Below are 12142 nucleotides of genomic sequence, written 5' to 3' on the forward strand. Positions count from 1 at the left end.
TCTGAGTAAACTCCAAGTTCGCCGACTGACCGACGGCTGGCCATCGTTCCCTTGGTTGCAGCATTCAGCGCCCGTTACCCGAACATCGTCGTCGACCTCACCCTCGGCGACGAAGTGGTCGACATTCTCGGCGGGCAGGCCAACGTCGCAGTCCGCTTTGGCCATCTTCCCGACAGCCCGCTGACCGCGCGCAGGATCGGCGACACGGGCCAGGTAGTGGTGGCATCGCCCGAGTATCTGCAGCGCCACGGCATCCCCCAGGAACCAGAAGACCTGCTACGGCACAACTGCCTGCGCTTCAATTTCCGGCGTGCCGAACCCAACTGGCCGATCATCCGCGATGGAAAAGAGTTTTCCCTGAAGGTCAGCGGCAACATCGAATGCAGCAGTGGTGAAGCGCTGGCACAACTCGCGCGAGTAGGTGCCGGCATTGCGCGTATCGGCGAGTTCAGCGTGAGTGAGGATCTGCAGCGCGGTGACCTGATACCGCTGCTGGAAGCCTGGAACCCTGGCGACCAGGAACCGATTCATGCGGTGTTCGCAGGTGGCTCGGCAATGCCGGCGCGGGTGCGGTTGTTCGTGGACTTCCTGTTGGAACACCACCGGATGTAAGCGGTGGCGTGACTTGATCCTTGCGGGTCCTCGTGGTGGTGTTTGCGTCAAGCGAGTTGGCTGGGATCCGTCTGCGAGCGTTTAACACTGTCGTTGCGAGCAGCCCATCGACTGCTCAAGGTCGCGCGCCTGTTGGCGGACCTTGAACAAGCCGACGGGATCAGACGCGAACTTTTTGCCGAGGATCCGCACTATCGGCAGACCATGCTCCAGCCGGTGTCACCCCTTGGTCAGATCAACCAACGGCGTCTGCCGCACCTCAGTCTCCCGCCCATCCTGAATCCCGCTCACCTGCTTCAAGGCCTTATTCACCGCCGCCTTGTCCACCAACAAGCTGTAGCTGATGCGGAACTGCTTGTGTTCCTGTGGCCCAATTGTCGGTACCAGGTTCAGTGGTCGCTGATAACGGCGGTTGTAGGAAAAACTTGTCCCCGGCTCCAGCCCCGTGACATAGCCCTGACCTTGGGTATCGGTGTTTTTCCACAGGGAAAACACAGGCAGTGTCTGGGTATTGAAGCCGACCGAAACGCCCAGGCTGCCGGCCTTGTTATGCAACACGGTCAACGTATCGCCCTTGGCATCGGCGTACGGCACCACGTTGTAAACCGTTTCGTCGTAGTCCCTGGTCGGTGCGCGGTAGGTTTGCCAGTCGGGCAGATCGCCCCTGGCCTTGTCGTTGAACGGCGACACCTGTTTCACCGGCGCGGCGAAACGAGCGCCCTCCTCCAGGAACGGGGTACTGAAGTTACTGTGATACAGCGCCTGGTATTCCTTCGGATAGTCGCCGTTGTTGGTCAGGGTATCGTTTAGGGCGAACTCTACGCTGCCGGGTTCGGTGACCAGTTCGGTCGCGACGGAGAAGTCGACCTTCTTGAATGCCTGCTCTTTCAGTTCGCCGCGCAGGGTGATGGCGTACGGTGGTTTTTCATCGATGTGCAGGGTGACTTTGTTCGCAGGAATGTTGGCGGCCCGACCGTGCAGGGTCAGCAGTTCGCCGTTGTCGACGCCGGGGTGGCCGACCCATTCGTATCCGCAGCGGGTGACCAGCTCATTGAAACCTTCCAACCAACCCAGACCACCGCGGCCATTGAGTTCGATGAAGGACGGATTGACCACTTCCTTGACCGGCGAATCCCAGCCCATGCGCACATTGCCGACCGAGGCCTGCAAGACGTTCATTCCGCGAGTCGGCACTACCGAGAGCTTCATCGTGCCGTTATCGATGTCGACGATGCTGACCCCCTCCTGCCGACCGCCGTGCAAAGTGCGCAGGGCAACGCTGAAGGGTTTGTCGGTTTTTATGCCGAGTTGCTGGCTGGTGACCTGCCAGTTCTGGGCGGCTTTGTCGGTGTCGAGCAGAACGTAATCCCAGGCCATGGCGTGGGAGGCAGCGGACAGTGCGCTGAGGGTCACAAAGAGTTTGAGCGGGGTCATGGCAGCAGCCTTTCTTGGAGTTGTGCGATTTTTATAAACTCGATGAAACGTTTCAGCAAGCTTAAAATGCCGAATAACGCAGGCAAATACCAAGAAAGATTTGGGACAAATCAAAAAGTAGAGTCGATGCCATCGGGGTAGCTGTCGTTGGCTGCCATTCCCCATCCAGTGCTCCCAGACAGAACCTGACCCAGCTATTTCAACGGGGCATCACTGATCAACGTCTTCGGTTCCAGATACGCGCTCATCCCCCACCTGCCCATTTCGCGCCCAAGACCTGAATGCTTGAATCCACCAAAGGGGGCACGCGGTTCGTGGGCCAGGGTGTTGATGAGCACGCGTCCGGAATCGATCTGACGAGCGACGTTCATACAACGTTCGGCACTTTTTCCCAGCACCAGGGCGCTCAGCCCGTAGTCCGTATCGTTGGCAATGCTGATCGCATCGGAATCATCCTCGTAGGGAATGATCGTCAGCACGGGGCCGAAAATTTCCTCACGCGCGATGCGCATCCGGTTGTTGGCATCCGTGAAGATCGTGGGCTTCACGAACCATCCGGCGTGCAAGCCTTCCGGACGACCTTCGCCACCCGCCAGCAGCCTCGCGCCCTCCTCCTGGCCGATACGGATATAGCGCTGCACCCGTTCCCATTGTTTCAGGCTCACCATCGGGCCGATATCGGTGTCGGCGTTGCGTGGATCGCCCGATTGAATCCGTGCTACCCCCTCCTTCGCAATCCGCTCGAACTCTGCCAGCCGGCTGCGCGGTACGAGGATACGAGTGCCCGCGATGCAAGCCTGGCCGCTGTTGAGAAATCCGGCCTGCAGCACCAACGGCATGACCGCCTGGAAATCAGCATCCTCAAGCACCACGGTGGGCGACTTGCCGCCCAGTTCGAGCGTCACGCGCTTCATGGTGTCGGCACCGGTTCTTACCAGATGCTGACCGACAGCGGACGAACCCGTGAACGAGATCTTGGCAACGTCGGGATGACGGGCGATCTCCTCGCCAACCACCTCGCCCCGTCCGTTGACGACATTGAATACACCCGGTGGCAGACCCGCCTCGTGCAACGCCCTGACCACGACCTGCGTCTGCAACGCGCTCATCTCGCTGGGCTTGATGACGGCGGTGCAGCCTGTCGCCAGCGCGGTGGCCAGCTTGTTGCAGATGAAGCCCGCATTGCTGTTCCAGGGCGTGATCAGACCAGTCACGCCTACGGGCGTCAGAATGACCCTGGCCATGCCGACCTGTTCCTCGAAATCGAACGCCTCCAGTGCATCGATTGCTTGCGCAATCACATCGACCGGATAAGTCGCCATCCAGCGCCCGCGAACCGCAGGCGCGCCGTATTCCACGAGAATGGCTTCCAGCAGCTCCTCCTCCCTTGCCGCCATGGCCCGGTGCATGCGCTGCAGTGCCGCAATGCGCTCCTCTCGGCTAGTGCGAGCCCACGCCGGGAACGCAACCTTCGCGGCTGCAATCGCACGCTGTGCGTCCAGTGCATCGCCCAGCCGAACCTGACCGATGACTTCCTCGGTGCTCGGGTTATGAAGGTCGAACCATTCCAGGCCGTGTGGAATGACGAACTCGCCGTTGATGTAGATATGTTCAATGCGTTGCATGGCGACTCCTCGCTCAAATGACTCGCCTGAATCGAGCCTCTGTGATGAAGTCTAAGAAAGGTTCATTATTCCGATAAGCCATCCTTTGGCTTATGACGTATCCTTGTATTCAGGACAATCCATGCACAGAACAGGAATGACCGAGCTGGAAGTGGTTCTGGCCGTTGCGCGCCGCAGCAGTTTTCGCGGCGCAGCACAGGAGTTGGGCATGTCCACTACCGCCGTAAGCAGCGCGGTGGCCGGCCTGGAAGCACGCCTGAAAGTGCGCCTGTTCAATCGCTCCACGCGCAGCGTTGCCCTCACTGATATCGGGCAACGCTATGTGGCACGCATCGCACCTGCGTTGGCACAGATCAAAAGTGCCGGCGAAGAAGCTAGCGTCGGCCCCGATGAACCCAGCGGCACATTGCGCATCAATGCACCGTATGGCGCGGCCTACCTGCTGCTCGATCCGCTATTGAAGCAGTACGCCCAACGCTATCCAGAAGTGCGCATCGACATCGTTAGCGAATCAAGCATGGTCGACATCATCGCCAGTGGCTTCGACGCCGGGATTCGCCTGGCAGAGTCTGTACCGCAAGACATGATTGCCGTGGCACTGTCAGGTGACATCCGGATGCTCGTGGTAGCAACGCCCGAGTACCTCGAACGCCACGGCGTGCCTGAGCATCCGCGAGATCTACTCACCCACCGGAGCATCGGCATGCGCATGGCCCATGGTGGCCTCTACCACTGGGAGTTGGAACGCGATGGCCAAAAGCTGCAGATGGATCTGCCGGTAAGCTTCGCCTCCAACGAGTTGCTGGCCATCAAACAGGCCGTGTTGTTGGGCCTTGGCATTGGTTTCATTTCGGAGTGGTTCATCCTGGAAGAACTGGCAAGCGGCACCCTGGTGCCGGTGTTGATGCCGTGGTGCCCGTCGTTTGGCGGGTTGAGGCTTTACTACTCGGGCCATCGCTTCGTGCCGGCGCGATTGCGTGCCCTGATTGAATTGGCGCAAGAGTTGCGGCCCGCTGTGGTTTGATGTTTCGCCGTTTTTTGATCGTCCAATGTTATACCCCATGAAAACCCGCCACCCGCATCGCTTGCGGGGGCAGTACCATTGCAGCGTTCATTCGACCCGATTTTATGGTTGTCATGCACAGGGCGCTTTCGAAACTGCCGGTCTACTCGCGTACTGGTCTATAAACCACGTTGGTATGAAATCCAGGATCAGTGGCCACAGTCCCGATGACAGCTTCGGGTCAGCTGCTTACCAGTCCTCGACAAAGCGCACGCGCTCAACGGTCAACCCAAACCTGCGACAATGCTGCCTCTTCGGGCCTCGTAACTTGCGTGGCAAACGTTCAGGTATTTGAATAACAAATTCGCGGGGAGCAGCCACATTGGAATTGAGACAACTGCGCTATTTCGTAAAAATCATCGAGCTTGGCAGCCTGGGGCGTGCGGCACTTGAACTGGACGTTGGTGTGTCAGCCCTCAGTCAGCAAATCTCCAAGCTGGAAAGCGAACTGTGCACCCGCCTCCTGAATCGAACCTCCACCGGCGTGACGCCCACTAGCGCCGGATTTGCGTTTTTACACCATGCCCAACTAACGCTACGCCAGGCGGAAAACGCAATCATGGCCGCCCATCGCGGGCGAATGAGCGGTTATGTCAGCGTCGGCTTACCACCGACTACCGCGACGGTGCTCGCGTTGCCGTTGATCAACGCAATGCGTGCGCGTTATCCGGACATACAGCTGCATTTGGTGGAAATGCTTTCCGGCCACTTGGCGGGGCAGCTCAACGCACGGCAAATTGACCTGGCCATCCTGTTCCAGCTCGAAGGGGGTAAACGCTGGAGCGTGACTCCGCTGCTGGATGAAAAGCTGTTTGTCATTGCCTCGCCCAGCCTGCCTCAAGCGCCTTCTGGTGACAGCGTGCAGTTAGCCGACCTCGGCGGCCTGCCGTTGGTGATGCCCAGCGCACAACATGGATTGCGCTCGGCATTGATGAGCGCGTTCGAGCGGGTCGGGCTAACACCCAATGTCATTATGGAAGTCGACGGTCTCGCTGTTTTGATGAACGCCGTTCGGGCCGGCCATGCGGCAACGATACAACCGGGGGCCGCCGCTGCATTGAAAGACGGGTCCGGACTTTCACTGATCAGGATTGCCGATCCCCATGTGGGCCGGCGTAATCTTCTGGCGACGCTGGCTGACGACGAACTCTCTCCGGCGGCTCTGGCAACGCGGTTGGTCATCGTTGATGTGGCGCGACAGTTGGTCGTCGACAAACAGTGGCCTGGAGCTACGTGGATAGAAGGAATAGACGCGTAATCCTCCTTCAACCCCGGACACATATGTCTCTCCTGACGACCAGGCCTTTAGAAAAACTAAACACCCCGCGTCAAAAGCAGCCTTTCGGCCACTCCTTCCCCGCCCTATCGTTCTCCCCACTCGCAAGGAGCACTTCGTTCCCGCTTCCTTGCAAATTGAGGAGCGATAATGATCGATGTCTTAATCATAGGGGGTGGCAACGCTGCCTTGTGCGCCGCTCTGATGGCGCGAGAGGCGGGCGCCAGCGTGATGCTGCTGGAAGCCTCTTCGAAAATCTGGCGCGGTGGCAACTCCCAACACACCCGAAACCTGCGGTGCATGCACGACGAACCGCAGGACGTGCTGATCGATGCCTATCCGGAAGAAGAATACTGGCAAGACCTATTGAAGGTTACCGGTGGCCTCACGGATGAAAAGCTTGCACGCATTGCCATTCGGGCATCGTCTTCTTGCCGCGACTGGATGCGTTCACACGGCGTGCATTTTCAGCCACCGTTGTCCGGCGCGCTGCATGTTGCGCGGACTAATGCGTTTTTTATGGGCGGCGGCAAAGCGCTGGTCAATGCGTATTTCCGCAGCGCCGAGCGCCTGGGTGTAAAAGTTCGCTACAACACGCAAGTGACCGACATCGAGTTGGATGAGGGGAAATTCGTCGCCGCCCATGTGGGCGAACATGAGGTCGATGGTCAGCGTTTCGCCGCCGAGCGCATCGAAGCCCGGGCCTGCGTTTTGGCGGCCGGCGGATTCGAATCCAACCGTGAATGGCTGCGCGAAGCCTGGGGGCAGAACGAACGCGGTGAATGGCCATCGGACAATTTCCTGATCCGGGGCACCCGATTCAACACCGGCATTTTGCTACGGCGCATGCTCGACCTTGGCGCAGATGTGATCGGCGATCCGACGCAAGCACACATGGTCGCGATTGATGCCCGTGCGCCACTCTACGATGGCGGCATCTGCACCCGAATCGACTGCGTATCGCTGGGTGTGGTGGTCAATCGTGATGGCGAACGCTTCTACGACGAAGGTGAGGATTTCTGGCCAAAACGTTATGCGATCTGGGGGCGTCTGGTGGCCGGACAACCCGGTCAGCAGGCCTATTCGATCATCGATCAACAAGCCATCGGCCGCTTCATGCCGCCGGTCTTTCCCGGCACCACCGCCAATACTCTGCAAGACCTTGCCCGCCAGTTGAAGCTGCCTCAGGAAAAATTCGTCAAGACGGTCGAGGACTACAACAGCGCCTGCCGCGTTGGCACGTTCGATCACACGGCGTTGGACGACTGCCACACCCAAGGACTGATGCCCGCCAAAACCCATTGGGCGCGGCCATTGGTGAAACCACCTTTCTACGCCTACCCGCTTAAACCGGGTGTCACGTTCACCTACCTCGGTCTCGCCACCGATGAAACCGCTGCCGTGCATTTCAACGGCAAAGCGAGCCCCAACCTGTTCGTCGCTGGAGAAATGATGGCCGGCAATGTTCTGGGCAAGGGCTACACCGCCGGCATCGGCATGGCCATCGGTACCGCGTTTGGTCGCATCGCCGGTGTGCAGGCGGCCGCTTCGGTGGGCTTTGGCGTTTCATCTGCAAACACGGAGTCTCGACATGCAACTGTTTGATCCCCAAGCGTCGGGCGGGTTGATCCCGGTGTTGAATCTTGACGAAAGTGAAGTCCAGCGGCAGATGACCATCTGCAATGCCTGCCGTTATTGCGAAGGCTTTTGCGCGGTATTTCCGGCGATGACCCGGCGCTTGGAATTCACTCAGGCCGACATCCATTACCTGGCGAACTTGTGCCATAACTGCGGCGCGTGCCTGCACGCCTGTCAGTACGCCGCCCCACACGAATTCGACGTCAACATACCCAAAGCCATGGCCAAAGTGCGCCTGGATACTTACGCCGAATACGCCTGGCCGCAAGTGATGGGCAGGTTGTATCAGCGCAACGGCCTGACCCTGGCACTGGCTTCCGGTGGGGGACTGGCCTTGTTTTTATGCCTGACCCTGATGCTCATGGGCAACCTGTTCACGGCCATTCCCGGGGGCAACTTCTACAGGATTTTCCCGCATAACACCCTGGCGCTGATGTTCGGCTCAGTGTTCGGCTTTGCGGTACTTGCCCTGACCATGGGTGTACGACGCTTCTGGCGCAACGTTTCACCGGTCGCAGCGCCACTGCCGCTGAAAACGTCCGCTGCACTGGAGGCTACGGCCAACGTCGCGAAGCTCAAATACCTGGACGGCGGCCATGGCGAAGGCTGCAACAACGCCGACGATCAATTCACCTTGTGGCGACGTCGATTCCACCACCTCACCTTCTACGGCTTCATGCTGTGCTTCGCCGCCACCGGTGTCGCCACGCTCTTTCACTATCTGCTGAAGTGGTCGGCGCCTTATCCGATCTTCAGCTTGCCGGTGATGTTGGGTATTGCCGGTGGCATCGGCCTGCTGATCGGCCCGGCGGGTCTTCTTTGGCTGAACCTGCGTCGCAACCCTGCGCACGGCGATGAGAACCAAAAACCCATGGATCGCGGCTTCATCGCGCTGCTGTTTCTGGTCAGCGCAAGCGGCCTCGCGCTACTGGCTTTGCGTGAAACCAGCGCCTTGGGCTTGATGTTGGCGATTCATCTCGGCCTGGTCATGGCGTTTTTCTTGACCATGCCCTACAGCAAATTCGCCCATGGAATATTCCGCAGCGCAGCGCTGCTAAAACACGCCATCGAGAAGCGTCAACCCAACCCGATCAACGCCGGCAGCGACTGACGGCTAAAGCACTCATTCCAAAAACAATAGTGAGCATAACGGTAGCCATGATGAAAACAAAAACGGCAACAACCCGAGCCAAGGGGTCCAAATTGGGCGCCATTTTGCGGGTCACCAGCGGTAACTTTCTCGAGCAGTTCGACTTCTTTCTGTTCGGGTTCTATGCGACCTACATCTCCCAGACCTTCTTTCCAGCCACCAGCGAGTTTGCCTCGCTGATGATGACCTTCGCGGTTTTCGGCTCCGGATTCCTGATGCGTCCGTTAGGCGCCATTGTGCTGGGGGCGTACATCGACAAGGTGGGCCGTCGCATGGGGCTGATCGTGACGCTGTCGATCATGGCCGCCGGTACCGTATTGATCGCCCTGGTGCCGGGCTATGCCACCATCGGCGTGGCGGCACCGATTCTGGTGTTGTTGGGCAGGCTGCTCCAGGGCTTCTCCGCCGGCGCGGAAATGGGCGGTGTTTCCGTGTATCTGGCGGAAATTTCCACCCCCGGTCACACCGGTTTCTACACCAGTTGGCAATCGGCCAGCCAACAGGTGGCGATCGTCGTCGCGGCCGCATTGGGCTACACGATCAATGCCACGATGCAAGCCGCTGAAATCGCCGATTGGGGCTGGCGTATTCCGTTCTTCATTGGCTGCGTGATCATCCCGTTCATTTTCATTATTCGCCGCTCACTTGAAGAAACCGCTGCCTTCACTGCTCGCAGCCATCGTCCAACCACTCGCGAAGTTTTTCGCTCGATGCGTGACAATTGGCGCACCGTCCTGGCGGGCGGCTTGCTGGCGTCCATGACCACCACCACGTTCTACCTGATTACGGTCTACACACCGACGTTTGGCAGGACAGTACTGAACCTGAGCACCACCGACAGTCTGGCAGTCACACTGCTGGTCGGCATCAGTAACTTTATCTGGTTGCCTATCGGCGGCGCCCTCTCCGACCGCATTGGCCGTCGGCCACTGTTGCTGGCGATATCGTTGCTGTGCATCTTCACCGCCTATCCCGCCATGCACTGGCTGGCAGAGGCGGCGAGTTTCGAACGACTGCTCGCTGTTCTGCTGTACTTCTCGTTCTTCTTTGGCATTTACAACGGCGCCATGGTCGCGGCACTGACCGAAGTCATGCCACAGAATGTGCGGGTAGTCGGGTTTTCACTGGCCTTCAGTTTGGCCACCGCGGTGTTTGGCGGGTTTACCCCGGCAATCTCGACGCTGCTTGTCCAGGCCACGGGCGACAAGGCATCACCTGCCTACTGGCTGATGTTCGCGGCGGTGTGCGGGTTCACGGCGACGACGATTCTGTATCGTCGGCAAAAATCTTTGGCAGTCAGAACCGTTTAGTTCCTTGATCACAGATTTTTCGAATGATTTCTCAATACGTGGCCCACGATTCCACTCGATCAAGGGCCGGAAGCAGGGATGCGGCTTTTCCAAAAGCGCAAGAGACGGTCGATTTAACATCATCGTAGTACGAGATCTAACTTGCGCTTATTCGTATGGCCCACGACCGGCTGCTATGAGTCGGAAGCAGCCCTCCGCGACAGGCAGCAACCGGCCAAAAATAGGCTTTCCTGAATGTCCGCTTCTGGCCGATTCTGTTGAAAAAGTCGAAATTTCAGACTGGAAGACATTAGGGTTGGCCGTCACTTCAGAATCTGTTCACCACGCTGGGTGGTTTTTGGGTTCTGCGTTGATCTTTGCAGCTTGGTCAGTGGGTTAATTTGAGGGTTTTTGCTGATTCCGGGCGTACCTATCCCGTGGCCGGCGGCCCTTGTGAGGTCAGTTTTGCCAGTCTTCTTAAATTCTGTACCGCAGCGGCCAAGGTAAATTCGTCGTTTGCACCGGTCATTCCTCGTAGCCTTAATCGATCCAGCTTCAGGATTCGTTTGAGGTGAGCGAACAACATTTCGACCTTTTTGCGCTCATGGCGAGAGCACTCGTATTGCGGTGTTGCGGCAATTCGCCGAGCAACATTGCGTGCCGCCTCATGGACGCTACGGGCGATTTTTCGGAACGAGGTGTTTGGACAGCAGCGCTCTTTCATCGAGCATTTAGAGCAGTCTGTTTGCCGGGATCGAAAGATGATGGTGTCGGCTTTCGTGATATGTGAGCGCTGGTTCTTGAAGGCCCGCCACTCGCTACGCAGGGCGTGCCCCGTGGGGCAACGATATTCATGCACTTCTTCATTCCATTGAAAATCACTGATCGAGAAGCTCTCGTTCTTACGCTCGGTTTTGTCCCAAACCGGCACATGCGGCTCGATGTCTTTTTCGTCGACCATCCAGGCCAACATCTGTGCGGTTCCATAAGCGGTATCGCCGATGAGCCGATCCGGCTTGATATCGAAGTGCTCTTCGACCCGCTCAATCATGGTCTTGGTGCTCTCGACCTCGGCGGTTCGATGAGCTGGCGTCGGTTCGACGGATCGCTCCAGTTGATCTCTTCATTTCCGGGTACGCCACGTTGCCGACTGGCGTCCGCCTTGATGATGCTGGCGTCCACAGCAAAACCTTCGCCCTTGACCAGACCTGCGTCCATGCAGCGACGCAGCACTTCGTTGAACAGCCAGCGAAACAAGGAGCTGTCGCGAAAACGACCGTGCCGATTCTTGGAAAACGTAGAGTGATTGGGGACTTCGTCTTCGAGGCTCAACCGACAGAACCAGCGATATGCCAGGTTCAAATGAGCCTCTTCGCACAACCTGCGTTCGGAGCGAATGCCGTAGCAGTAGCCCACGATCAGCACGCGAATCATCAGTTCAGGATCAATCGAAGGACGCCCGATTGGGCTATAAAAGTCGGCGAGATAATGGCGTAGATCGCTTAGATCGAGGCACCGATCAATGTTGCGCAGGAGGTGATTGGCTGGGATGTGATCTTCAATGTTGAACGAGTAAAACAGTCTCTCTTGCCCACTCGACAATTGTCCCATCATGCTGCGAATCTCCCCGCTGGCCGATGACCTGATTTTGCCGCAGTGATCCTACGGAATAAAGTCTGTCGGATTGTGCTCAGCAATTTCAGGGACTAGTCAGCGGGCTAATCAGAAATAAAGTCTGTCGGGGACATGCCAAGCTATTGGTTAAAAATAGTTTTCCAATGCTCCGACACTTAGGTTGTGCACATCAACCCTGTGCAAGTTGCTCAGCCGAGCAGCCGAGAATTGGGCCTGGGAGGACGCGAAACAAAACACGTCCCTGGCTCTGGTTTCGCTGATGAGCCTACCTTCAGGCTGCCACGCTGAGAGTCCGGGGCCGTAATACAGCCAACAGAACAACACACGATGACCACTACACAGATTCCCGGCGCGCCGAAAATCAGAAAGCCCAAAAATAGTGGTTACGCAGCCATTTTCGGTTAATATTTTCTGAGTGTT

7 protein-coding genes and 3 pseudogenes are annotated in these 12142 nt (G+C 58.0%); 7 read left to right on the forward strand and 3 right to left on the reverse strand.

Translation table 11 applies throughout. The annotated features are described in order from the left end of the window. Positions 1–33: 33 nt before the first annotated feature. A pseudogene (locus NL64_RS14555) lies at positions 34–612 on the forward strand (LysR substrate-binding domain-containing protein); the annotation flags it as partial. Positions 613–666: 54 nt separating this feature from the next. After that, positions 667–816, forward strand: a pseudogene (locus NL64_RS29620) (YifB family Mg chelatase-like AAA ATPase); the annotation flags it as partial. Between the two features lie 15 nt (positions 817–831). On the opposite strand, the gene NL64_RS14560 reads toward NL64_RS29620, so the two are convergent. Together NL64_RS14560 and NL64_RS14565 are read right to left on the reverse strand one after the other, a co-directional pair. Beyond that, the gene (locus tag NL64_RS14560) at positions 832–2046 is read right to left on the reverse strand and encodes an aldose 1-epimerase family protein (RefSeq protein WP_034148769.1); all 1215 of its coding nucleotides are present in this window, start codon (positions 2044–2046) and stop codon (positions 832–834) included. Between the two features lie 194 nt (positions 2047–2240). Continuing rightward, positions 2241–3671, reverse strand: a complete 1431-nt coding sequence (locus tag NL64_RS14565) for an aldehyde dehydrogenase family protein (protein WP_034148770.1) — start codon at positions 3669–3671, stop codon at positions 2241–2243. Positions 3672–3792: 121 nt separating this feature from the next. Between NL64_RS14565 and NL64_RS14570 the strand changes: the two genes are divergently transcribed. The 5 genes from NL64_RS14570 (at position 3793) to NL64_RS14590 (ending at position 10108) form a co-directional block, all read left to right on the forward strand. After that, positions 3793–4695: a LysR family transcriptional regulator gene (locus NL64_RS14570; protein WP_034148771.1), complete on the forward strand. Its 903-nt coding sequence runs from the start codon at positions 3793–3795 to the stop codon at positions 4693–4695. Positions 4696–5056: 361 nt separating this feature from the next. Beyond that, the gene (locus tag NL64_RS14575) at positions 5057–5992 is read left to right on the forward strand and encodes a LysR family transcriptional regulator (RefSeq protein WP_034148772.1); all 936 of its coding nucleotides are present in this window, start codon (positions 5057–5059) and stop codon (positions 5990–5992) included. Between the two features lie 168 nt (positions 5993–6160). Further along, on the forward strand, positions 6161–7615 hold the full coding sequence (gene tcuA, locus NL64_RS14580) for an FAD-dependent tricarballylate dehydrogenase TcuA (protein ID WP_034148773.1): 1455 nt from the start codon (positions 6161–6163) through the stop codon (positions 7613–7615). Then, the gene (tcuB, locus tag NL64_RS14585) at positions 7602–8759 is read left to right on the forward strand and encodes a tricarballylate utilization 4Fe-4S protein TcuB (protein WP_034148774.1); all 1158 of its coding nucleotides are present in this window, start codon (positions 7602–7604) and stop codon (positions 8757–8759) included. Before tcuA ends, tcuB begins: the two co-directional genes overlap by 14 nt. Before the next feature lie 47 nt (positions 8760–8806). Beyond that, a complete protein-coding gene (locus tag NL64_RS14590) occupies positions 8807–10108 on the forward strand; it encodes an MFS transporter (protein ID WP_034148775.1) in 1302 nt (433 codons plus the stop codon). A gap of 409 nt (positions 10109–10517) precedes the next feature. Here NL64_RS14590 and NL64_RS14595 read toward each other — a convergent pair. Further along, positions 10518–11701, reverse strand: a pseudogene (locus NL64_RS14595) (transposase). Positions 11702–12142: the final 441 nt, after the last annotated feature.

Origin of the sequence: Pseudomonas fluorescens (assembly GCF_000802965.1) — a bacterium.
GTDB lineage: Bacteria > Pseudomonadota > Gammaproteobacteria > Pseudomonadales > Pseudomonadaceae > Aquipseudomonas > Aquipseudomonas fluorescens_A.

Bases quoted from the DNA above. Each gene is read 5' to 3' on its own strand.
- NL64_RS14560 (WP_034148769.1), bottom strand. From the start codon at position 2,046: ATGACCCCGCTCAAACTCTTTGTGACCCTCAGCGCACTGTCCGCTGCC.
- NL64_RS14565 (WP_034148770.1), bottom strand. From the start codon at position 3,671: ATGCAACGCATTGAACATATCTACATCAACGGCGAGTTCGTCATTCCA.
- NL64_RS14570 (WP_034148771.1), top strand. From the start codon at position 3,793: ATGCACAGAACAGGAATGACCGAGCTGGAAGTGGTTCTGGCCGTTGCG.
- tcuA (WP_034148773.1), top strand. From the start codon at position 6,161: ATGATCGATGTCTTAATCATAGGGGGTGGCAACGCTGCCTTGTGCGCC.
- tcuB (WP_034148774.1), top strand. From the start codon at position 7,602: ATGCAACTGTTTGATCCCCAAGCGTCGGGCGGGTTGATCCCGGTGTTG.
- NL64_RS14590 (WP_034148775.1), top strand. From the start codon at position 8,807: ATGATGAAAACAAAAACGGCAACAACCCGAGCCAAGGGGTCCAAATTG.